General features: G+C 71.9%; 21 protein-coding genes and 2 tRNA genes. 9 read left to right on the top strand and 14 right to left on the bottom strand.

Annotated features, from left to right (window positions below; translation table 11 throughout):
• Positions 1-41: 41 nt before the first annotated feature.
• From NITAL_RS12675 to NITAL_RS12665, 3 genes are read right to left on the bottom strand one after another with little or no spacing between them, the layout of a single operon-like run.
• On the bottom strand, positions 42-974 hold the full coding sequence (locus NITAL_RS12675; RefSeq protein ID WP_052666563.1) for an SDR family NAD(P)-dependent oxidoreductase: 933 nt from the start codon (positions 972-974) through the stop codon (positions 42-44).
• Positions 975-988: 14 nt separating this feature from the next.
• Positions 989-2,092, bottom strand: a complete 1,104-nt coding sequence (locus tag NITAL_RS12670) for an acyl-CoA dehydrogenase family protein (RefSeq protein ID WP_052666562.1) — start codon at positions 2,090-2,092, stop codon at positions 989-991.
• Positions 2,093-2,101: 9 nt separating this feature from the next.
• Positions 2,102-3,280 carry an acyl-CoA dehydrogenase family protein gene (locus tag NITAL_RS12665; protein WP_052666557.1) on the bottom strand — a complete coding sequence of 393 codons (1,179 nt, stop codon included), beginning with the start codon at positions 3,278-3,280 and terminating at the stop codon, positions 2,102-2,104.
• Positions 3,281-3,447: 167 nt separating this feature from the next.
• Here NITAL_RS12665 and NITAL_RS12660 point away from each other — a divergent pair, with 167 nt between their 5' ends.
• Complete coding sequence (locus tag NITAL_RS12660; protein ID WP_052666556.1) at positions 3,448-4,143, top strand: hotdog domain-containing protein; 696 nt, start codon at positions 3,448-3,450, stop codon at positions 4,141-4,143.
• Between the two features lie 25 nt (positions 4,144-4,168).
• On the opposite strand, the gene NITAL_RS12655 is transcribed toward NITAL_RS12660, so the two are convergent.
• From NITAL_RS12655 to NITAL_RS12625, 7 genes are all read right to left on the bottom strand, one after another.
• Positions 4,169-5,398: a cytochrome P450 gene (locus NITAL_RS12655; protein ID WP_052666555.1), complete on the bottom strand. Its 1,230-nt coding sequence runs from the start codon at positions 5,396-5,398 to the stop codon at positions 4,169-4,171.
• The gene (locus tag NITAL_RS12650) at positions 5,398-6,165 is read right to left on the bottom strand and encodes an SDR family NAD(P)-dependent oxidoreductase (protein WP_052666554.1); all 768 of its coding nucleotides are present in this window, start codon (positions 6,163-6,165) and stop codon (positions 5,398-5,400) included. Before NITAL_RS12650 ends, NITAL_RS12655 begins: the two co-directional genes overlap by 1 nt.
• A 94-nt stretch (positions 6,166-6,259) precedes the next feature.
• Positions 6,260-6,454: a ferredoxin gene (locus NITAL_RS12645; protein ID WP_052666553.1), complete on the bottom strand. Its 195-nt coding sequence runs from the start codon at positions 6,452-6,454 to the stop codon at positions 6,260-6,262.
• Between the two features lie 2 nt (positions 6,455-6,456).
• On the bottom strand, positions 6,457-6,954 hold the full coding sequence (locus tag NITAL_RS12640; protein ID WP_052666547.1) for a pyridoxamine 5'-phosphate oxidase family protein: 498 nt from the start codon (positions 6,952-6,954) through the stop codon (positions 6,457-6,459).
• 47 nt (positions 6,955-7,001) lie between these two features.
• The gene (locus NITAL_RS12635) at positions 7,002-8,414 is read right to left on the bottom strand and encodes a WS/DGAT/MGAT family O-acyltransferase (RefSeq protein WP_083441523.1); all 1,413 of its coding nucleotides are present in this window, start codon (positions 8,412-8,414) and stop codon (positions 7,002-7,004) included.
• Positions 8,296-9,678 carry an alpha/beta hydrolase gene (locus NITAL_RS12630; RefSeq protein WP_052666544.1) on the bottom strand — a complete coding sequence of 461 codons (1,383 nt, stop codon included), beginning with the start codon at positions 9,676-9,678 and terminating at the stop codon, positions 8,296-8,298. The genes NITAL_RS12635 and NITAL_RS12630 overlap by 119 nt, the downstream gene beginning before the upstream one ends.
• Positions 9,679-9,748: 70 nt before the next feature.
• Complete coding sequence (locus tag NITAL_RS12625; RefSeq protein WP_052666539.1) at positions 9,749-10,696, bottom strand: SDR family oxidoreductase; 948 nt, start codon at positions 10,694-10,696, stop codon at positions 9,749-9,751.
• Positions 10,697-10,847: 151 nt separating this feature from the next.
• Between NITAL_RS12625 and NITAL_RS12620 the strand changes: the two genes are divergently transcribed.
• A complete protein-coding gene (locus tag NITAL_RS12620; protein ID WP_211262385.1) occupies positions 10,848-13,028 on the top strand; it encodes an acetate--CoA ligase family protein in 2,181 nt (726 codons plus the stop codon).
• A gap of 62 nt (positions 13,029-13,090) precedes the next feature.
• Here the strand turns inward: NITAL_RS12620 and NITAL_RS12615 are convergent, their stop codons facing one another.
• The 4 genes from NITAL_RS12615 to NITAL_RS12605 form a co-directional block, all read right to left on the bottom strand.
• Positions 13,091-14,134, bottom strand: a complete 1,044-nt coding sequence (locus NITAL_RS12615) for a lysylphosphatidylglycerol synthase transmembrane domain-containing protein (RefSeq protein ID WP_052666537.1) — start codon at positions 14,132-14,134, stop codon at positions 13,091-13,093.
• Between the two features lie 76 nt (positions 14,135-14,210).
• Positions 14,211-14,333, bottom strand: a complete 123-nt coding sequence (locus NITAL_RS29205) for a hypothetical protein (protein ID WP_281175532.1) — start codon at positions 14,331-14,333, stop codon at positions 14,211-14,213.
• Positions 14,334-14,386: 53 nt separating this feature from the next.
• Positions 14,387-15,046, bottom strand: a complete 660-nt coding sequence (locus NITAL_RS12610; RefSeq protein WP_052666535.1) for a class I SAM-dependent methyltransferase — start codon at positions 15,044-15,046, stop codon at positions 14,387-14,389.
• 85 nt (positions 15,047-15,131) lie between these two features.
• Positions 15,132-16,139: an L-threonylcarbamoyladenylate synthase gene (locus tag NITAL_RS12605; RefSeq protein ID WP_052669650.1), complete on the bottom strand. Its 1,008-nt coding sequence runs from the start codon at positions 16,137-16,139 to the stop codon at positions 15,132-15,134.
• A 66-nt stretch (positions 16,140-16,205) separates the two neighbouring features.
• On the opposite strand from NITAL_RS12605, the gene NITAL_RS12600 reads away from it, so the two are divergent.
• From NITAL_RS12600 to NITAL_RS12570, 7 genes are all read left to right on the top strand, one after another.
• Positions 16,206-17,771 (top strand): class I adenylate-forming enzyme family protein, encoded by a 1,566-nt coding sequence (locus tag NITAL_RS12600; RefSeq protein ID WP_052666533.1) that lies wholly within the window; start codon positions 16,206-16,208, stop codon positions 17,769-17,771.
• A gap of 23 nt (positions 17,772-17,794) precedes the next feature.
• Positions 17,795-18,811 (top strand): SDR family oxidoreductase, encoded by a 1,017-nt coding sequence (locus tag NITAL_RS12595; RefSeq protein ID WP_211262384.1) that lies wholly within the window; start codon positions 17,795-17,797, stop codon positions 18,809-18,811.
• 176 nt (positions 18,812-18,987) lie between these two features.
• Entirely contained in the window at positions 18,988-19,470 is a 483-nt protein-coding gene (locus tag NITAL_RS12590; RefSeq protein ID WP_083441520.1) for an RDD family protein, read from the top strand.
• A 92-nt stretch (positions 19,471-19,562) separates the two neighbouring features.
• Positions 19,563-19,826, top strand: coding sequence for a hypothetical protein (locus NITAL_RS12585; protein WP_052666523.1), 264 nt, complete (start codon positions 19,563-19,565; stop codon positions 19,824-19,826).
• 68 nt (positions 19,827-19,894) lie between these two features.
• A tRNA-Arg gene (locus NITAL_RS12580) sits at positions 19,895-19,966 on the top strand.
• 29 nt (positions 19,967-19,995) lie between these two features.
• Positions 19,996-20,065, top strand: a tRNA-OTHER gene (locus NITAL_RS12575).
• A gap of 19 nt (positions 20,066-20,084) precedes the next feature.
• On the top strand, positions 20,085-22,484 hold the full coding sequence (locus tag NITAL_RS12570; RefSeq protein WP_211262383.1) for a hypothetical protein: 2,400 nt from the start codon (positions 20,085-20,087) through the stop codon (positions 22,482-22,484).
• Positions 22,485-22,614 lie beyond the last annotated feature (130 nt).

The following is a 22,614-nucleotide window of genomic DNA, read 5'->3' as shown; positions in this document are numbered from 1 at the left end:
CGTTGGGTTCGACATCACGGTGGCAGCGACCTCCTGAGCGCTCACGACGGTGCGCCGACGCGCATCAGGCTCACAGCAGCGAACGAGCGGCGTGGGTCGGTCTCGTCGAGGTGGGCATCGAGCGCCCCCGCCAGAGCGTCGACGTCCCACCGGCCACCGGGCGCGTGGAACTCCGCCCGCAGCTGCGGCGCGTCCATCAAGCCGACGAACCCGCCGTAGGCGACGAAGACCTGCCCGGACAGGCGCGCCGACGCCGGGGAGGCCAGGTAGGCCACCAGGGTCGCGACGTGATCGGCGTCCAGCGGGTCGTCGTCAGGGTCCACGGCCGGGTCGAACACCCCCTCGGTCATCTGCGTCCGGGCACGCGGACAGATGACGTTCGCGCGGACGCCGTGCTTGGCCATGGCGCCGGCGACCGACAACGTCAGCGCGGCGATACCACCCTTGGCGGCCGCGTAGTTGGGCTGGCCCGGCGATCCGAAGAGGAACGCCTCGGATGCGGTGTTGATCACCCGTGCGTCGACCGGGCCGCCGGTGGCCTTGGCACGGTCACGCCAGTAGGCCGTGGCGTGACGCAGGGTGCAGAAGTGGCCGCGGAGGTGGACGCGGATGACGGCGTCGAACTCCTGCTCGGACATCGAGAAGATCATGCGGTCGCGGACGATGCCCGCGTTGTTGACCAGCGCGTCCAGACCGCCGTAGGTGGTGACGGCCGCCTCCAGCAGGCCACCCGCCACGGCGAGGTCGGCGACGTCGCCGTGGTGGACGAGCGCATCGCCCCCGCGGGAGCGGATCTCGGCCACGACCTCGGCGGCGGGGTCCTCAGCGCCGCTGGTCCTCGGCCCCAGGTCGTTGACGACCACGCGGGCGCCACGGTCGGCCAGGGCGAGCGCCTCGGCGCGTCCGAGCCCGCGGCCGGCGCCGGTGACGATGGCGACCCGGCCGTCGAGCGAGGTGGTGGAGGTGCTGGTCACGGGGTGGTCCTCGGTCAGTCGACGACCGCAGCGAGGCTGCGACCGAGTCGGGTCAGGTGGTCGGTGGCGGTCCCGAGCGTGAACTCGAGCCGGCGCAGCAGTTGGGTGAGCCGGTGCAGCGGGTAATCGCGGTCGACCCCGGTGCCGCCGTGCACGTGGTGGGTCGCGCGCAGGACGCGGTCACCGGCCTCGGCGCCCCACCAGCCGGCCGTCGCGACCGCGTCGGCGGCCGGGAGACCCACCTCCAGGCGCCACGCGGCCTGGAGCGCGGCCAAGCGCACCCCTTCGACGTCGATGTAGGCGTCCGCGAGCCGCTGGCTGACGGCCTGGAAGGTCGCGAGCGGGCGACCGAACTGCTCACGGGTCGCGGTGTGCGTCGCGGCCAGCGCCAGGGCGCCGGCGGCCGCACCGGCCTGCAACGAGGCCACGGCCGCGGAGCCGCGCAGGACCGTCTCCTGCCAGGCGCTGCGAGCGTCACCGTCGACGTCACCGAGCACGTCCTCGGCCCCGACGACGACCCCGTCGAGCTGCAGGTCGGCCACGACCGCGCCCCCGTGGACCTCCTGGCTGGTGACGGTGCAGCCCTCCGCGGTCGGGTCGACCAGTGCGAGCAGGAGCCGGCCGTCCGAGGTCGCCGCCGGGACGACCACGCGTGCCGCGTGATCGAGCACCCCGACCCCGAGCTTGGTGCCGTCGAGCCGGACACCGTCGCCGGTGACGAGGGCCGAGGTCAGCACGTCGTCCGGGTCGCGGCTGCCGGCATCCAGCACCGCCGCCGTCAGGACGAGCTCGCCCGCCGCCACGGGGGGCAACCACGTCGCCTGCTGCGCGGGGGTCCCGGCGCGCTCCACGGCACCGGCGCCGAGGACGAGGGCCTCGACCAGGGGCAGCTCGGCCGCGGTCCGGCCGGCCGCCACCAGCAGCAGGTGCAGGGCGAGCTGTCCGAGGCCGGCACCACCGTGGCGCTCGGGGAGGGCGATGCCGAGCAGACCGGCGCGAGCGAGGGACGACCAGCGGTCACGGTCGAAGCCCTCGGCGAGGGGGACCACGTCGGTGCCCAGCACCTGCGCGGCCAGTTCCTCGACGGCGAGCTCGGCGTCAGCGAGGGCGAGATCCACGTCGGCTCCTCAGCGGCTCGGGCGCGGCAGGCCGAGCCCGAGCGTGGCGATGATGTCGCGCTGCACCTCGTTGGTGCCGCCCCCGAACGTGACGATCAGCGCACGGCGCAGCTCGTCCTCGAGCTCGGCGCCGAGGACGGCACCGGGGGCGGACCGCGTGCGCAGCGACTCGTGACCGACGACCTCGGCGAGGGTCCGGTAGGCCCGCAGGGACAGCTCGCTGCCGTAGACCTTCATCGCCGAGGCGTCAGCCGGCGCCAGGCGGTCCTGTGCTGCTCCCCAGGCCACCTGGTAGTTCATCAGCCGCAGCACCTCGAGCTCCGCGTGCACGCGCGCCAGCGCGTGCTGCACGTGCGACTGGTCGATGACCCGCCCACCGTCGGGCGTCTTGGTCTCCTGGGCCCAGCGCCGCACGAGGGTCAGGCGCCGCTCCAGGGGCCCAGCGCAGGCCAGCGCGACGCGCTCGGCATTGAGCTGGTTGGTCAGCAGCTGCCACCCGCCGTGCTCGGGCCCGACGCGCTCGGTGACCGGCACCCGGACCCGGTCGTAGTAGGTGACCGACGTCAGACCGCCGCCGATCGTGTCGACCTTGGTCCAACTGAAACCGTCGGCGTCGGTGGGCACGATCACCACCGAGATGCCGCGGTGCTTCTGGGCGTCGACGTCGGTCCGACAGGCCAGCCACACGTAGTCGGCGCGGTGGACCAGGCTCGTCCACATCTTCTGGCCGGTGATGACGTAGTCGTCGCCGTCCCGGTCAGCCCGGGTGGTGAGCGAGGCCAGATCGGTGCCGGCGCCGGGCTCGGAGTAGCCGATCGCGAACAGCGCCTCGCCCCGTCGGATGGCGGGCAGGTAGGTGGCCTGCTGCTCGGGCGTGCCGAACCGCATGATCGTCGGACCGACGGTGGTGGTCGACAGGAACGGCAGCGGCACCCCGAGACGCTGGGTCTCGTCGAAGAACAGGTACTGCTCGACCTCCGACAGCCCGCGGCCACCGAACTCGGCGGGCCAGGTCGGACACAGCCAGCCGTCGCCGCCGATGCGGCGCATCAGGTCGCGGTACGCGGCGGCTCCGGAGGCGTGGTCGCGCTCCACCTGCGCGCGGACCTCGGGGGTCACGACACGGGTGAAGTAGTCGTGGACCTCGGCGCGGAAGTCCTGCTGCGCGTCGGTCAGCACCAGTCGCACTCGCGTTCCCTCTCCCCCGAGGTCTCCCGGCCGCGGGCCCGTGTGGACAGCGTCAGGTATAACACGTTCTACCTCGCGACGCGACGGGAACTAGAACACGTTCTCGCACGCCGCAGCGGCTGCGCGGTGGCCGTGCACCGCCACCCCCACGACCCCGGAGCCCTCCCGTGACCGACACCACGACCGCGCCCGGCTCCGACCCCATCCCGGCGGCCCTGCGCGAGCGGTGGCTCGGCGGCGGACACGAGCCGGGCACCGGGCGCCGCGCCGTGCACGACCTGGCCGCGGCCCTGCGCGACGCCGCGCACGCCCTGTACCGCGTCGACGCCGAGCACGCCGACGCTTCTGCGCTGCAGCCCCTGGCCGATCAGGTCCGCGCCGTCACCGCGGTGCTCGCCACGCAGCCCGATCACGGCGCGCACGGCAGCACGGCGAGCGCCCCGCTGCCGGCGAGCTACCTGCCCGAGCGCAGCCCCGTCAGCGGCCGGGCGAACGCCCTCGCACCGCCGCTGACCTACACCCACGACGGCGCGATCACCCGCGCGCACGTGACCTACGGCGCCGCGCACGAGGGCCCGGTCGGGGGTGTCCACGGGGGTGTGGTCGCCGCCGCGTTCGACGAACTGCTCGGCGTCGCCCAGATGGCGGCCGGCGCCGCCGGGTACACCGGCGAACTGCACGTCCGGTTCCGACGCATCACCCCGTTGCACGTACCCGTCACCTACGAGGCCCAGGTGTCCTCGCGTGAGGGCCGGCGGCTCGTGGTCACCGCGACCTCGACCGACGGGACCCACGTGCTCGCCGAGTCCCGCGGCACCTTCGTGATCCAGCAACACCTCGGGACCGGGGAGCGCTCGGCCTGACGGGCCCGCTCCCCCCGCGGTGGCCCTACCGGTACGCCACGGGCAGGTGCTTGATCCCGTTGAGCCACGCCGAGCGCAGGCGTGATGCCTCGCCGACCTGGTGGATGTCCGGCATCTGGTCCGCGATCGCCTTGAACATCAGATCGATCTCCACCCGCGCCAGGTTGGCACCCAGGCAGTAGTGGGTGCCGAGCCCACCGAAGCCGAGGTGCGGGTTCGGGTCCCGGGTGATGTCGAAGGTGTGCGGGTCGTCGAAGACCTCCGGGTCGAAGTTGGCCGAGCTGTAGAACAACCCGATCCGATCGCCCTTCCTCACGGCCTGCTCACCGATGTGGGTGTCGACCTTCGCGGTGCGCTGGAAGGACACGATCGGCGTGGCGTACCGGACGATCTCCTCGACCGCCGACCGCGGGCGCGTCTGCTTGTACAGCTCCCACTGCTCAGGGTTGTCCATGAACGCCATCATCCCGTGCGTGATGGCGTTGCGGGTGGTCTCGTTGCCGGCGACGGCCAGCAGCAGGACGAAGAACCCGAACTCCTCGCTGGAGAGCAGTTCGCCCTCCGCGTCGGCGTGGACGAGCTTGGTGACGATGTCGTCCATCGGGCAGCGCTTGCGGTCCTCGGCGAGGTTCCACGAGTACCCGATGAGCTCGGCGGAGGCGACCTTGCCGTCCACGTCGTACTCGGGGTCGTCGTACCCGATCATCTGGTTGGACCAGTCGAAGATCTTGTCGCGGTCCTCCTGCGGGACACCGATCAGCTCGGCGATGGCCTGGAGCGGCAGTTCGCAGGCGACGTCGGTCACGAAGTCACCGCTGCCGTTCTCGAGCGCCTCGGCCACGATGCGTTCCGCACGATCCTGGAGCGCCGCCTCGAGCTTGGCGATCGCCCGCGGGGTGAACCCCTTCGACACGATGGCCCGTTGCTTGGTGTGCTCGGGCGGATCCATGTTGAGCAGGATCAGACGCTGGACGTCGATCTCCTCGCGGGTGATGTCCTCGCCGAAGCGGATGATCGCCGTGTTCTCGTAGGTGGAGAAGTCGTCCTTGCTCCGCACCGAGACGTCCTTGACGTCCGCGTGCCGGCTGACGACCCAGTAGCCCTCGTCCTGGAAACCCGCGGCGTTCTTCGGCTGCGGGCACCACCACACCGGGGCGGTGTGCCGCAGCTCGGCGAACTGCTCGAAGGGGATCCCGCCCGCGAGCAGGTCCGGCTCGGTCGGATCGAACCGATCGGGCAACGACGGCGCGGACATCAGGCGATCCCTTCGATCTTGTGCATGTTCTTCCAGATCAGCTTCGGGATGAGGCGGGCCGCGACCGATGCACCCTTGGCCTGGCCCGGCATCACCCAGAACCGCCCCTTGTCGAGGTCGGCCTCGATGGCGTCGAGCACCTGGTCGGGCGTGAGCGGTTCAGCGCCCGCGTCCATCGCCTTCATGTCGGTGGTCACCTGGCTGAGCAGGGGGGTCTCGACCATCGGCGGACAGACACAGGCGAACCGCACCCCGGACGCCCGGTTCTCGTGGTAGAGGATCTCGGTGAAGGCGCGTACGGCGAACTTCGCCGCGCAGTAGGCACCGAGGTGCATCGTCGGCATGTGCCCCATCAACGACGAGAAGATGATCTGGTCCCCGGTGCGCCGCTCGAGCATCCCCGGGAGAGTCGCCTTGACGACGTTGACCACCCCGCCGTAGTCGATGTCCATGACGCGCCGGATCGTCGCCGCGTCCATGTCCGCGATCAGCCCCGACGGCATGATCGCCGCGGCCGCGATGGTCCGGTCGACGGGCCCGAGGTCCGACTCGACCTCCGCGACGACCTTCTCGACGCCCTCGGTGTCGGTGACGTCGCACACGTACGTACGGATGCGCGGGTCGCTGGCGGCCGTGCGCTCGAGACCCGCCTCGTCGACGTCGATGGCGGCCACGTCGTGCCCGCGCGCCGCCAGGCGTTCACACGCCCGCTGTCCCATGCCGCTGCCGCCGCCGGTGACGAGCGCCACCCTGCCGTGGAAGGCCACCGCACTGCTCCCTGATCGTCGCGTCCGGACGCTCGCCGCGCCGGTCCTGCTCCCCGTCGACCGCTCCCACGACCGTTCGGGACCCACCTCGTCGCTAGTCCTCGAGCAGCTCCAGGGCCGCGCGGGGGCAGCTGTCGACGGCGCGTTTGGCCGCGTCGACCAGCGCCGCCGGCGGCTGTGCCTGCAGCAGTTCGAGCTCCTCGTCGTCGTCCACCCGGAACAGCTCCGGGGCGATCACCTCGCACGTGCCGTTGGCCTCGCACAGGTCCCGGTCCACCTCGATGTGCACCCTCAACCCCTCCCCGCGCCGGCGTAGGCCGCCGCGAGCTTGCGGTGGTCCCAGCTGGCGACCTTGGTCGGTGTCAGCACGTACGCCCGTCGTTTGCGCGCCTGGTCCTCGAGGAAGCCGTCGATGCCGTCGGGCAGGGCGTCACCGAGGTAGCGGCCGTACACCGACGTGCCGATGCGCAGCACCTCGCCCACGTCGTCGGTGGCCGTGACGGTCCCGGTGATCGACACCCCGTGGAGCTGGTCGTAGTCGTCACCGGCCTCCACCATCACCGTGCACCGAGGGTCGCGCTCGAGGTTGCGTGCCTTCTGCGAGCGGCGGTAGGTCCAGAACGCCAGGCCACCGACCGGCGCACCGGGGTCCTGCCGCGGCGCGTAGTACATGGCCACCAGGTGCGGCGCACCGTCCGGATCGATCGTCGCCAGCTGCATCTTGTGCGGCGCCGCGAGGAACGCGCCGATCTCGTCGTCGGTCAGGCGGATGCGTGCTCGGATGGCCATGCGAGGAAGTAGAACACGTTCTCGTTCTCGGGGCAAGTGGCGGCTCCTCACACGCCGAGCTCGTCGGCCAGGTGCTTGACCGCGTCCTCCAGGTGCCCCACCAGTCCGGCGATCGGCGGGACGTGGCTCGCGTCGGCGACGGCGCCGAGGAACATCGTGTCGAGGTAGCTGACCACCGTGAGGTTGCAGCGCTGGTTGTGGATCACCGGGCCGATCGGGAACATCGCCTCGAGCCGTGAACCGGCCAGGTAGAGCGGCACGGGCGGCCCCGGGACGTTCGACAGCGTCACGTTCGCGATCGGCGGGTGTCGCCGCGCCAGCCCCATCCGGCTGTAGAAGCGGAACGCCTGCGCGGCCACGGCCGGGACCGCGTGCTCGCTCCAGTCCGTGAGCACGGCCGCCGCGACCGCACCGAGCTGTTCCTTGGCCGGACGCGTCGCCCGGGCCACCGCCTCCAGCTGGGCCCGGGCATCCGCGACGTCGTCGAACAACGGCACCGTCATCCCCGAGACCTGGTTGCCACCCGCCGGGTCGTCGGCCTTCCGGATGGAGATCGGGACGGCGGCCACCAGCCCCTTGTCGGGCTCCTCGCCGTGCTCGGCGAGGAAGGCTCGCAGCCCGAGGCCGGTGATCGCGAGGACCACGTCGTTGACGGTGCAGCCGACCTCGTTCTTGACGGCCTTGACGCGCTCCAGCGGCAACCGCCCGAAGGCGACCTGCCGATCGGGCCCGACCGGCCCGTTGAGGAAGGTGCGGGGGCCGAGGACGCGCAGGTGGCCGTGATCCTCGGGGCGCGACAGGGACCACCTGGCCACGTCGTAGGCGACCTCGGCCGTGCGCTTGACGGTGCCGGCGACCCGGCTGGGCCACCGCGCCTGGCCCGCGGCTGCGTGACGGAGCACGGCCGCGGGCGAGGGGATCGGGGCCGGATCGAAGGGCTCGTCCGGCGGGGGGACGTCACGGGGTTCGGGCGTCAGGTCGAGCAGCTGGAGGAGGATGTCGTTGCCCCCGACGCCGTCCACCAGGACGTGGTGCGCCCGCCCGACGTACGCCCACCGGCCATCGGCCAGGCCCTCGACGCACACCAGGTCCCACAACGGCCGCGTTGCGTCCAGCGGCCGGCTGACCATGCGCCCGATGAGATCCTCGAGCTCGGCCTGTCCACCAGGGGACGGCAGCGCCAACCGGCCGACGTGGCGGTCGAGGTCGAAGTCCGGATCGTCGACGAAGTACGGGTTGTCGAGCCCGAAGGGCACGTCGATGACGCGCTGGCGGAAGCGCGGCACCAGGTGCAGTCGCGCCGCCAGCACGTCCTTGAAGCGGCGGAAGACCGCGGCCGGATCAGCGCCTGAGGACCCGAGCTCCGCCGGATCGAACACCCCCACGAACGCCATCTGCATCAGGGTGGTCGGGGTCTCGCTCCACAGGAAGAGCGCGTCCTTGCCGGCGATCCGTTCCACGGTCGTGCCCTTCGATCGGCCCGCTCGCGCGGGTGTGTGTCACCGCCAGGAACCTCGCGACACCGCGGAGGGCGTTGGCCGTCCGCAGCGAGGGGAAGACGTCGAACGCGTGCTGGGCCCCGGGCAGCTCGGCGTAGCCCACCGGGGCGTCGCTGACCTCGCCGAGCGCGGCGGCGAACCGCCGCGCCTCGGACGGCGAGGTCAGGGTGTCTCGCGCACCGTGGACCACCAGGAACGGCGGCGCGTCGGCGCGCAGTTGCCGCATCGGGGCGAAGGTGGCCCACCGGTGCGGATCCTCGTCGGGGTCGCACTTGAGCACGTACCTGGCGAGCAGGGACCGCAGCGCATCGTCGCCGGCCACGTCGTAGACGCCGTAGAACGGCACGCACGCCTGGACCGAGGTGTCGGCCGCCTCGAAGCCGGGCTGCAGGTCCGCGCGGCCGGCGGTCAGCGCGACCAACGCCGCCAGGTGGCCGCCCGCGGATCCGCCGGCGATCGCGACGAACGTGGGATCGACCCCGAGCTCGTCGGCGTGGTCGCGCATCCAGACGATGGCCCGCTTCACGTCGACGAGGTGATCGGGGAAGGTCGCGGCCGGGCTCAGGCGGTAGCCGGGACGGATCCCGACCCAGCCACGAGCCGCCATCTCGGTCAGCAGGGGACCGCCCTGCCGGTCGCGGTAGCCGAGCGTCCACGCCCCGCCGTGGACGTAGATGATGGCCGGCCGGCCCCCGGCCCACCCGATCGCGTCCCCGCGGGCAGGGTGGTCCCGGGGCGCGAAGACGTCGAGGCGCAGGTCGGTGGCCGCGGCCCGGCCGTAGCACCGGTCACGTTCGACCACGACCCGGGGGTGGCGTGCGGTGAACGGCACCACGAGGCCCCGCGTCCGGATGCGGTCCCAGCTCTCGTCGGACGTCGGCAGCTCGTCGCGGTAGCCCGGTCCGAGCGCTTCGGTCACGGCCGTGTCGACGACCTCCCGGGCTCGCCGGGCGTCCCGGAGCAGGCTCACGAGGCCGATCCACTGGGCGACGACGAGCGCCAGGGCGACCCAGCCGGGCCAGGTCCGCAACGCACCGGCGGCCACGAACAGGGCGGTCGTCACCGCCTGCCAGACCAGGTGGTGACCGGCGAGCTCGTTGGTCAACCAACCGGCGAAGAAGCTCGGGACGGCGCGAGGTGTCGGCAGGGGCGCCGGACGCAACGCCTGCCAGGTGAACCACACGCCGACGAGGCACACCGCCAGGAACCACGCGCCGACGCTCAACCCCTGACCTCCCGGCCGCGCTCCGCCGCGCGTTCGCCGTCCCCGTGAGAACGAGCGAGCGCGGCCGCGGCTACGCCGCTCCCTCGTTCGGGGTCGCGGTGGGCACCGCCGCGCCCTGATCGGCGGGAGCCGCCGCTTCGCGGCTGGCGGCGATCCGCTCGAGCATCGCGAAGATCGGCATCGGCTCGACCCCGACCGTGCCGTCGAGGCGGGCCGCGATCTCCTCGGGCGTCCAGCGACCGTCGGTGTGCATCGCGCGGACCTCGCGGGGCTGGTTCCACACCGCGATCTTGCCGCCGACCGCGGTGTAGACCTGGCCCGTGACGTGCTTGGCGTGGTCCGAGAGCAGGTAGACCACCATGGGGGCGACGTCCTCGGGGTCGCCCATCTCGGCGAGGTCGCCCGGCACGTTGTCGCTCATGCGGGTCCGGGCGATCGGCGCGATGGCGTTGGCCGTCACCCCGTACTTGGCCAGACCGACCGCGGCGCTGCGGACCAGCGACACGACACCGCCCTTGGCCGCGCTGTAGTTGGCCTGCGCGATCGAGCCCTGGAACGCACCGGAGGTGAACCCGACGAGGGAGCCGGAACGGGCCTTGCGCATCCGCGCAGCCGCGGCGCGGAACACCGTGAAGTGGCCCTTGAGGTGGACGTCGACGACCGGGTCCCACTCGTCCTCGGTCATGTTGAACAGCATGCGCTCGCGCAGGATGCCGGCCACGCACACCACCCCGTCGATCGAACCGAAGGCGTCGACCGCGGTCGCCACCACCCGCTCGCCGCCCTCCATCGTGGTGACGGTGTCGGCCACGGCGACGGCCTCGCCACCGGTGTCGCGGATCTCCTCGACCACCGCGTCGGCGACGGCGCTGCTCGGGTCCGAGCCGTCCATCGAGACCCCGTGGTCCGCGACGACGACCTTGGCGCCCTCGGCCGCGCAGGCCAACGCCACCGCGCGTCCGATGCCGCCGCCACCGCCCGTGATCGCGATCGCCTTGCCGTCGAGGAACCCCGCCACCGCTCCACCTTCCCGTTCACCGTCGCCGTCGACGCTCCCCGCCGACGTACCGACACGACGCTAGCACGGAACCTGACGACCCGTCAGATGAGGCGCTAGCCTGACGGACCATCAGGTTCGGAGCGGTTCGAGCCGGGAGAGGGACGGGACCGTGGCAGCTGCGCCCACCGGAACACCGGTCGACGTGACCGGCGGCTCGACCGACGTGACCGGCCGCCCCCTCGCCCTGCGCGAGGTCGACCTCGACCGCTTCTTCCACCCGCGCCGCATCGCGTTCGTGGGGGCCTCGGACACCGACGGCAGCCAGGCCGCGCTCAACCTGCGGATGCTCCGATCCTGGGCCGAAGGGGCCGACGTCGAGGTCGTGCCCGTCAACCCCAAGCGCGACGAGGTCGGCGGTCTGCGCTGCTACCCATCGCTGCACGAGGTGCCCGGCGAGGTCGACGTCGTGGTGGTGATGGTCCCCGCCGCCGCCGCGGTCCCGGTCCTCGAGGACGCCGAGGCGATCGGCGCGCCGTTCGCCGTGCTCTTCCCGGCCGGTTTCGCCGAATCGGGGGACGGCGGCGCCGACCGGCAGGAACGTGTCGCCCGCCTCCTCACCGACGGCCGGCTGCACGTCCTCGGCCCCAACACCACGCTCGGCAGCTTCCAGCACTTCTCCCCCGGTGTCGGCGGTGACCGCATCGCGCTGATCACCCAGTCCGGCCACCAGGGACGGCCGATCTACCAGGCGCAGGAGCTCGGGGTCGGTCTGTCCCACTGGGCTCCCACGGGCAACGAGGTCGACCTCGAGTTCGCCGACTTCGCGGCGTACTTCGCCGCTCAACCGGACGTCGGTGTCATCGCCGCGTACGTGGAGGGGTTCGCGGACGGACGCACGCTGCTGCTGGCCGCCGACCGGGCCGCCGAGCACGGGGTGCCCATCGTGGTGGTCAAAGTGGGACGCACCGAGCTCGGCAGGTCGTGGGCTCAGTCACACTCCGGGCACCTCGCCGGGTCCGACGCGGTCACGTCCGCGGCGCTCCGTCAGGCCGGCGTCATCCGCGTCGACGCGCTGGACGAACTGCTCGACGTGTCCGTGCTGCTCGCCCGCTCGTCCCGGCCGGTCGCGGACGGGATCGCCATCTACTCGATCTCGGGCGGGACCGGCGCGCACGCGGCCGACCTCGCCACGGCGGCCGGGCTGACGGTCCCCGAGCTGTCGCCGGAGACGCAGGCCCGGCTGCACGAACACATCTCCCCGTTCCTGCGGGTCTCCAACCCGGTGGACTCGGGTGGGATGCCGTCCATGGACGAGACGGCCGGCCGGGCGATCATCGACGCCATCCTCGACGACCCGGCGATCGGGGCGCTGGTGGTCCCGATGCCCGGCTCGTTCTCACCCCTCGGCGAGATCATGTCCCGCCACCTGGTCGAGGCCGCCGCACGCACCGACAAGCTCGTCTGCGTCGTCTGGGGCTCACCGGTCGGCGACGAACCCGCCTACCGCGACGTGCTGCTGCCGTCGGGGCTGCCGGTGTTCCGGACCGTCCCGGGGTGCCTCACGGCCCTCCGAGCCTGGCGGGACCACCACGCCTTCCTGGCCCGGCGACGCTCGCCGTTCACCGAGCTCCCCCGCGACCCGTCCCCCTCCGCCGCGGTCGCACGCCGGTCGCTCTCGGCGGGGACGATGACCGAGCACGCGTCGAAGGCCGTCCTCGAGGCGTACGGGGTCGCGGTCTCCCGCGACACGCTGTGCGCCGACGCCGACGCGGCCGTGGCAGCCGCGCGCGACCTCGGCGGCCCGGTGGTGCTGAAGATCAGCTCGACGGCGATCGCCCACAAGAGCGACCTCGGGTTGGTCCGCGTCGGGGTCGCCGGCGACGACGAGGTCCGCGCCGTCGCCACCGAGCTGCTCACCGTCGCGACCGAGCACGCGCCGCCCGACGAGATCGACGGCGTGCTCGTGTGCGAGCTGGTGACGGGCGGGACCGAGACCATCCTCGGCGTGGTCCGTGACGAGCTGTTCGGACCGGTCGTGGTGTTCGGGCTCGGCGGGATCGCCGTGGAGGTCTACGGCGACGTCACCTTCCGCGTCCCACCGTTCGACCGCGACGAAGCCCACCGGATGATCCGTGAGGTCCGTGGCCTGCCGCTGCTCACCGGTGCCCGGGGACGCCCACCGGCGGACCTCGAGGCGTTGGTCGACGCGGTCATGGCCGTCCAGCGGCTGGCACTCGACCTCCACGACGAGATCCTCGAGCTCGACGTGAACCCCCTGGTGGCCCGCCCCGACGGCTGCGTCGCGGTCGACGCCCTCGTGGTGACCCGAACCGCGGCCGACGAGACGTGAACCCGCCGGGACTCCCGCACCCGCCGCCGCTCGGCGCGAGCGCGCGGACGTCGAGGTTGAGCTCAGCCGGCATCGGGTGCGGCCTGCTCGCGCACCGGCGGCGGTCGCAGCAGCGGGAGGACCCCCGCGAGCGAGGGCAGCCACGTCGCCAGCACCCGGTAGGCCAGCACGATGGTGGTCGCGACCGGCGCGGGGACGCCGAGGACGACGAAGGCGCCCACCATGCCGCTCTCCACGAACCCGACGCCACCTGGGGTGAGCGGGATGGCCGCGCCGATCTGCGAGACACCGAAGCCGATCAACAGCACCGACAGGGTGACCGGCTGGTCGAGCGCGATGAAGACCAACCACAGGGCGGCGATGTCCACCGACCAGTTCACGGCCGACCACGCCACGATCCGAGCCAGGTCCCCGGCCTTCGGCGGCGCCTCGCGCAACGAGCGCAGCGACGCCGCCCAGTCGTCGATCCGCGCCCGCACCCGGCGGTGGAGCCCGCTGAGCCACGACAGCAGCCGGTCCTGGACCTTCGGCGACCGCAGCAACGCCACGACACCGATCGCCGCGCCGAGTAGCCCGACCAGCAGGGCGAGGACGAGCGCGAGGACGCGTCCTGGCAGCGTCGCATCGAGGACGGCGACAGCGATCCCGACCGCTGCCAGACCGGTGATGGTGGCTGTCGCGAGCGTCGCGGTGAGCGCGATCGACGCTGCGGCGCTGGGATCGTCCAGTCCGGCGCGACGCAGCCGTTGGACGACGAAGGCGCCGCCGACCGCACCGCCGCCGGGCAGGGTGTGGCTGAGCGTGAAGGCGCCCATCGACAGGTTCAGCGCCTCCCGGTAGCGCAGGTGCGCCCCGACCGCCAGCGCGCTGACCTTGTGGACCATCGCCAGGGTCCCGACGGTGATGGCCTCGAGGACGAGCGCCACAGCCAGCGGCAGCCACCTCGCCTGGGCGAGCGCGTCCAGGGCGTCACGGATGCCGACGACCCCGAGCCCCACCGCGTAGATCCCGACCACGAGGAAGACGCCGATCAGCCACCGGCGGCCGTAGGCCACCGGCTCCTCCGCGGCGTCCTGCCGCGCGTCGGGTGGATCGGTGGCGGGCACCGTGACCTCGTGGTCGCGTCTCCGAAGCCGAGCACGCCGCACGTCCTGGCTCACTGCCGCGCCCCCGGTCAGGCGGTCAGGGTGCCGACGCCGGCGAGACCGCGGGCCCATCGTCGGCTGCGTTGTGCTTCTGCGGCCGATCGAGGCTGATGATCGCCACCGGCCCGTCCCGATCGAGCCGCACGGTCGCCTCGCCCACGCCACCGCCCCCCACGGTCGTCGCGTCGACGCTAGCCCGTACTTGACGGTCCGTCAGGTATGGGTGCCGTTGCACCGTTGGAGGACCACCGTCCGCCACACGAGGCCCGACCGGTCGAGGACGACCTCGAAGCCGGCCCGCTCGATGACGTCGATCACGGCAGCTGCCGGGTGGACGTACGCCCGGAAGTGCAGGCCGCGCAGCGCCAGGTAGCGGTTCCCGACGGCGATGACGGCGCGGGTCCGGCGACGGTCCACGGGGATGGTGATGCCGATGGCGTGGCGGGTGCGCTCGACCGCGGCCCCGGTCATCGCGCCCCAGTCGGGGTAGCAGCAGATGACGCGGTGCAGCACGACCAGGTCGGCCGCGGGCAGCTGCACCGCCTCCTCGACGAAGTCACCGACCCGGCGGTCGACCCGGTCGGCCAGCCCGAGCGTCGAGAACAGGTGCTCGGCGGCGGCCTCCGCGTTCGGTGACAGCTCGACGTTGGTGGTCCGCACCGCCCCGGCCAGGAGCAGGTGCGCCTGCAGGTCACCGACCCCGCCGCCCACCTCCAGGACCGACGCGTCGGCCAGGCCGGTCCGTTCGATACCGTCCGCCAGGGTCCGTGCCGTGCCCCGCAGACCCCGACGTTGGAAGCGGCGAGCCTGCCGGCGCGCCGCACCCGCGGTGAAGTGCTGTCCGTACTCGTCGGCGTAGCAGCACCGGCTCACCGCCCCTCCTGGGTCCCTCGATGGCAGCGTAGGCAGGTCGCGTGGGCCGCGGGCTGGTGTCGCGCGGCGGGCCGGCCCGGCGCCGTCAGGCCGCGGCGCGGCGGAGGCGATCCATGAGGGCGCGGCCGATCCCGACGTCGGCGACCTCCTCGACGACCACCACGTCGACCGCGGCCAGCTCCGCGTCCCGCAGCGCGCCGTAGAGGATCGCCGCCAACTGCTCGGCCGTGTCGAACCGGGCCACCTCGACGACGTTCCCCGGCGCCTGACCCCGAGCGATCAGACCGACCCGGGCACCCTCGGCGGCCAGACGGCGCGCGATGTCGGGGCCCGTCCCCGCCGGCGCGAGCTCGACCCGACAGGCCGGCTGGTAGTGGCGGTGGCGGGTGCCCGGGGACGCGTCGAGGTCGAGGCTGCCCACGCCGGCGGCGTCCAGTGCCACCCCGAGGTCCTCGCGTGTCACCGATCCCTCGCGCAGGATCAGGGGCACCTCGCCGCGAGCGTCCACCACGGTGGACTCGACCCCGACGGTGCACGGTCCACCGTCGACGACGGCGTCGATCCGGCCCGCGAGATCGGCGAGGACGTGCGCGGCGGACGTCGGCGACGGGCGCCCCGAGCGGTTCGCCGACGGCGCGGCGACGGGCACACCGGCCGAGGCGAGGAGGCGCCGAGCCACCGGGTGGTCCGGGACGCGGACGGCCACGCTGTCCAGGCCCGCGGTGGTCACCCGCGGGAGGTTCGGGTGCGCGGCGAGCACCAGCGTCAGCGGCCCGGGCCAGAACCGGTCGGCCAGCCGTACGGCCAGCGGCGTCACCTCGTGGACGACGCCGTCCAGGTCGCCGAGCCCACCGACGTGCACGATGAGGGGGTTGTCCGCCGGGCGACCCTTCGCGGTGAACGTGCGCGCGACCGCGTCGGCATCGGCCGCGTCCGCTCCCAGGCCGTAGACCGTCTCGGTGGGGAACGCCACGAGGCGCCCGGCACGCAGCAACCGACCAGCCTCCGCGAGGCCAGCCTCCGTGGGTGGGAGCGTGCGGGTCTCGACGGTGGGCTCCGAGGGTGTGCGGTCGCCCGGAGCGTACGAGGACACGGCCGCCACTGGTTCCTGACGATGCGTCAGGTATGGTGCCCCGATCCGCCGAGGAGGGAGGCCCCGGTGCACGATGCGCGGGAGCTGTGGGAGCTGTTCGACGCGCGCGCGTCGGCGACCCCGGACGCCCAGGCCCTGGTCGACGAGGTCGGGCGCACGCGGACGTTCGGTGAGCTGCGTGACGGCGCGCTCGAGGTCGCAGCCGGGTTGGCCGAGATGGGCGTCGGGCCAGGCACGGTCGTGTCCTGGATGCTGCCGACCTGGATCGAGTCGATCGAGCTGGTCGGCGCGCTCGCACGGCTCGGCGCGGTCCAGGACCCGATCCTGCCCATCTACCGCCACCGCGAGGTCGGCTTCATCCTCCGCCAGGCACGACCGGCACTGGTCATCGTGCCGCCCGTGTGGCGCGGCTTCGACTACGAGGCGATGGTCCGCGAGCTGCTGCCGGCCGATCTCGACGCGACGGTGCTGGTCGCGGGTCGCGACGGGGACGACACCGGACACCGGTTGCCGCGCGGCGACAGCGCGTCCGCACCACCCTTCACCTCGGCGGGCGACGAGCTCCCGGTCCGCTGGCTGTTCTACACCTCGGGCACGACCGCCGACCCGAAGGGTGCCCAGCACACCGACGCCGCGATCCGCGCGTCGGCGACGGGGATGTCCCTCGGGCTCGGCCTGCGCGAGGACGACCGCAGCGCGCTCATCTTCCCGTTCACCCACATCGGCGGTCAGACCTGGCTGTGGGCCGCGCTGGCCACCGGATCGGTGCTGCTGGTTGACGAGGCGTTCGACCCGGACGGCACGGTCCAACTCCTGCGCCGCGAGGGGGTGACCCACGCCGGATCGGGCACCTACTTCCACCAGACCTACCTCGCCGCACAACGTGCGCTGCCGGAGGGTGAGCGGCTGTTCCCGCAGGTGCGCACCTTCCCCGGCGGCGGCTCGCCCAAGCCGCCGCAGCTGCACCACGCGATCAAGGCCGAGCTCGGCGGCGCCGGGATCGTGTCGGGCTACGGGCTGACCGAGGCGCCGATCCTCACGATGGGGCACGCGACCGACGACGACGAGCTGCTGGCCACCACCGAGGGGCGTGCCACCCCTGGGGTGCAGCTGCGCCTCGTCACCCTGGATGGCCACGAGGCTGCGACGGGCGAGGAAGGCGAGGTCCGCGCGAAGGGGCCGCAGATCACCCCGGGCTACCTCGACCCGGCCCTCGACGCAGCGGCCTTCGACGAGGACGGGTGGTTCCGCACGGGTGACCTCGGCCGCCTCGACGCCGAGGGGAACCTGACGATCACCGGCCGCCTCAAGGACGTGATCATCCGCAAGGGGGAGAACATCCCGGCCAAGGAGCTCGAGGACCTGCTCTTCGGTCACCCCGCCGTCGCGGACGTCGCGGTCATCGGGCTGCCCGACGACGAGGCCGGCGAGATCGCCTGCGCCGTGGTGGTCCCGACCCAGGACCGGGCCGGCGGCGCGGTCGAGCTCGACCTCGCCACCCTCTGCGATCACCTGCTGGGTGAGGGCCTGACCAAGCGCAAGCTGCCCGAACGTCTCGAGCTGGTCGACGCCCTCCCCCGCAACCCTGCGGGCAAAGTCCTCAAGCACGACCTCCAGGCCCGGTTCGGGTGACCCGACGCCAGCGCCACCCCGTCGTGACCACCGCCGCCGCGGTCGTGACGATGAGCGCAGCGGCCGCCGGCCTCAGCGCCGGGGTGCTGCGGTGGCGCCGGGGTGGCCCCGTGGCGTTGCCGGATCTCACGAGGCGGACCGCGCTGATCACGGGCGGGACCACCGGCATAGGGCGCGCGACGGCAACCGCCCTCGCGCGCGCAGGGGCGACGGTGGTCCTGACCAGCCGGGACGCGGAGCGTGGCGCCGCGGTCGCGGACGAGCTCGGTGAGGTGGCCCGAGGTGGGGTCAGCGCGCTGGTGCTCGACCTCGCCGACCCGGCCTCCGTCCGGGCAGCGGCGGCGAGCTTCCGGGCGGACCACGACCGCCTCGACCTGCTGATCCACAACGCCGGACGGATGGTGGGCCAACGCACCACGACCCCGGACGGGTTCGAGGCCACCCTCGCGACCAACCACCTCGGCCCGACGCTGCTGACCGCCGAGCTGCTCGGCCTGGTCGCGGCCAGCGCACCGGCACGGATCGTGGTCCTGGCTTCGCTCGCCCACCGCGAGGGGCGCCTCGACCTGGACGATCTCCAGAACACCCGGGGCCCCTACCGTGCCCTGCAGGTCTACGCGTCGGCCAAGCTCGCCAACGTCCTGTTCACGCGTGAACTGGCCCGGCGCCTGGAGGGCAGTGGCGTCACGGTCAACTGCTGCCACCCCGGCACGATCCGGTCGGGCTTCGGCCAGGACGGCGACAGCCGGGGCCTGCTGCGCACGCTGCTGACGATCGCACGCCCCGTCTTCCCCGGACCCGAGGTCGGTGCCCGCGCCCCGCTGTACCTCGCCACGGCATCCGAGCTCGAGGGCATCACCGGTGCCTACCTCGACGGACGACGGGTGGCCCGACCGTCACGTGCTGCGCAGGACGACGCGTTGGCTCGCGGCCTGTGGGAGCGCACGGCGCAGCTGCTGGACCTACCTCGCGACTGGCCGGAGGCCGCGGTCCTCGGGACCGACCCCGTGTCGACCGCGCCGCCCTCCGACGGCCGGTGACCAGCGGTTCCCTGGTCACCAGGAGCCAGGAACCAGCATGGCTGGTCACGGCTGGTACTGCTGGGTGATGCGGACCCCGTCCCGCTACGGCCTGTAGCAACGTCAGACCGGGCCGAACCTCGCCGATAGGGTGCTGCGCGACCACCGCTGGTGGGACCCGACCTCGAGGCACAGAGATGAGTGACGCACGGAGCGAGGTCGGAGGCGATCCCCCCTGGACGGCCGGGCCCTGGCCATCGAAAGCTGGCGGTCCGGCTCCGCTCCTCGTTCGGCTCGCGGCGCGCTTTCTCGATCAGTTCGTCCACGGCGTTCCGGTGGTGGTGGTCGTACTGCCTCTGCTGTTCCTCTGGCCGGAGGTCGACTGGATCCTGCTGATCCCGCTGGCCGCCTTCGCCTACTTCACGATCATGGAGGCCAAGACCGGCTCGACGGTCGGGAAGCGGGTGTGTGGACTGCGCGTGTTCGGCGGAGACGGTGCCGCGCCGTCGGTAGCTGCCGCAGCGAAGCGCAACGCCTGGCTGCTCATCGGGTACGTGCCGGTGGTCGGTGTCCCGCTGTACTTCGTTGCCCTTGTAGCGATCGCGGCGACCATCCACCTCCGCGACGGGCGGCGCGGCCTGCACGATCAGTTCGCGGGGACGTCGGTCGTCTTCGGCTGATAGCGCAACCAGTGAGTGGATCTTCTCGAGGACTTCGGGCGGCCCGCCCCTGACCGGGGCACACTCAGCCTCCGGCTGCTGGCGGGGCGGACATGCGTGCAGGCGACGACGACTTCGATCCCTGGTCAGACACGACGCCTGGCGCCGCCGAGGTGCGTGATGACCCGTTCGACAGCTGGCCGACCGACAGCACGATGGGGGAGATCACCGGGCCGTTCAGCACCGAGGGGCTCATCGCTCGTGCGGCGCGCGGCGGAGCACTCCCTCGTCGGCGTCACGCCGCTTGGCTGGGCGTTGTCGCCTTCCTGGTCGGCATCCTTTCGATGCTCGTACTCGGAGTCGTGCTGGCCCAGTGAGGGAGGCAGTCCCAACTCAGGAGAGCACCCGCACCGGTGACTCCACGAACCACTACACTTGCGGCCTCCATGGAGTAGATCAGCGGTAGATCGCCCGGCTTCGGACCGGGAGGGCGCAGGTTCGAATCCTGCCTCCATGTCTGCTGCTGGAAACGGCGCTGCCCGGATCCCTGGAGTAGCTCGCACTCGAGCACCCGGCTGTCACCGGGTTGGCGCGAGTTCGAACCTCGCCTCCAGGTCTTCTGCAGGGGGACACAGTTGGCTGAGGATCGGACAGAGGCTTCGGGCGCTTACCCGATGGGGCAGCTTGCCCGCGCGCTGGCACAGGCGATGAGCAACCCAGATGCTGACGCCCGCGCGCGAGCGGAGGCGAAGGCTGATCGATGGCGGCAGGTGCTCCATGGGATGGTGAACGGGTCCTTGGCGGTGGGATCACGCACACCGGTCGCCGATACCCCGGCGTGGGTGACGCTCGAGGTCGTCCATGGTGGGTTCGCGACCGGGAACCTGGCTGCAGAGCTTCCGCTCGAGTCCAACGAAATGGAGTTGCTCGAGCAAGCGCCGGTTGGAACCGGCGTCACGAGCCCTCGGGAGCGTTTGAACCTCTGGTACCTGACCGACGATGGACTCGCCTACTTGAGTGAGCTTCTCACGAACGGTCGGTACCGCGTCGAACTCCCGGAGGATGGCGCCCTACTCGTGGTGGCTTGGCTGCTCGAGCACGACCGGCATGAGGAAGTCCTCGACCTCACAGCGGAACTCCGTCCCTGGATGCATCGGCTCCGCTTAGCGCCCGTGAGGGCAGACGCGTTCGAAGACGTCGGCGCGACGGTGAGGCTGAGGTCGGCCCATGAGGTGGCTGCTCACCTACGCGAACGCGAACAGCCCGACCAGATCGCGCGGATGAAGGCCACGATACTCACGTGGAACCCATTGTTCGACGATCTCGTCCGACTGTGGGCGGACACCGTGGAGGGTCCGCTGCCGAGCCTGAAGCCACAAGGCGACGAACACATCGTCGTCGGCGGGTGGCCGTGCCAGCTCTGGCCCGGCGACTGGCAGGACCGGCGAGCCACTTGGCTCGAGTCCCATCGGACGGCCACTCGGGACAACGAGCTCGTCGGAAAGAACCATCATCCGAAGGCCAACTACGTACGTCTTGCCTCATTGCTCGAGCGGTGCCCGACAGACAGCTCGGACCTCTCACCTCGCGATGTCGGATGGATACGTCGTTGCCTCGCCAACACCTTCAGTAGCACGGGGATCCCTGGCTCAGCGGAGCGCGAGGAACTGCGAAGGCATCAGCTCGCGAACGCGAACCAGCCCGACCACGTCGACATCGCCCAGGTGTTAGCTGATCGCCTGGAGCGATTCCCCCCCGCTCGTGGCATCCCAAGCACCGAGGTGGTGGACGATCCCATCCAGGACGAGGAGTCCTCGCACCTGCCACCGGGTACGGAGATCCCGCGGTACCTCGTGACGAAGACACGGCGTGCCGTCGAAGCGCCGATCCGGGATCTCATCGACGAGGGCATCATCACGTCGTCAGAAGTCCTGGCCACAGTGCTGCCACAGGTCACCAGTCAGGTGATGGCAGAGAACATCGAGTCTCGTGAGCTACGCGAGCTCTACCGGCAGCTGTACGGCGCCTTTCGGCGGCGACGGAGCCTCCTCCTGCTCGACTATCAGCATCAAGTCCAGATCGACGAGTTGCCTTGGGTCGCAGCGATCCCCATGCGGCCCGACGCTCGCGAGGCCGCCGATGCCGCACGTGCGACCCTGGAACAGGTTACGGTCCTGGCCTTGACCGGCTTCCCCCAATCGATCCTCCCGAACCCGCTCGTCAGTGAGCTCTCGACGCTAGCGAAACGCGCCGACCTTGAGGTTCCCCTCGTGGAGGAGGTCGCCGCCGACATATTCATGGGGAGCTTCACCAAGAAGTGGGTGGCGGCGGCCAGACTCGCCAGCACGCGTCTCTCCGGCTCACTGTATGCGCGGTACTACGACCTACCGAACGCAACGGCTTGGCCTGACGACAGTCCCACTCGGCGTACAACTGCTTGGTTCCGGAGGAAACACGACCGACCCACGCCGGCCGACCACTTCGCGGCTCGCTGCCGTGAGCGTGCGGAGGAGGCGGGCTTCGACCCGAAGCGAAGCTGGATCGCGTCCAATGGCGCTGTCATCGAGCAGAGCCAGATCCTGACAACCCACAATCTGGCAGTACTCACCGATGCCCTCGGGATCGAACCCCGGCTCCGAGAACATGCAGTGGATCTTGCCTGCCGGTCGTTCACATGGGTGTTGGATCAGATGTCGCTTCCCTTCGTCAACGCTCGGGCCTCGCTCCAAACAACGAAGAACGCGGCCTATGCGTGGCGACAAGCGATCTACTTCCTCAGTCTCGTCGATGAGCCCGAACAACGCCGCGCTTGGGAGCACTTGTCCCAGCGGTTCGACGGACTACCCGAGGGCGCGCGTCAGCGGTTCCTCCCAGCCGTCCTTGGTCTGGGCCATGTTCTCCACGGAGGCCGCTTCAGCCCACGAGGAGTTGCGATCGACGGGGAGGGACGTCGGTTTCTCGGGTGGTCCGTGGGCGGGCATTGGCTACTACCCGAGCGCGCGGGAGGGCGCGAGGAAGCCACGCAACCATGGTGACCCCCCTCAGTGACGCTGGCAGCCATCGAGAGCCTGTCATCGAGCGTTGTGATCGTCAGATCGAGGTGGAGGTCGATGTCTCCCGACGGTCCCGCGCTCAGCTGACGCCGATGCTCTCCTGGAGCATCGT

Origin of the sequence: Nitriliruptor alkaliphilus DSM 45188 (assembly GCF_000969705.1) — a bacterium.
GTDB lineage: Bacteria > Actinomycetota > Nitriliruptoria > Nitriliruptorales > Nitriliruptoraceae > Nitriliruptor > Nitriliruptor alkaliphilus.
The sequence above is the reverse complement of the archived record's forward strand: the minus strand, read 5'-3'. Positions and strand labels throughout refer to the sequence as shown.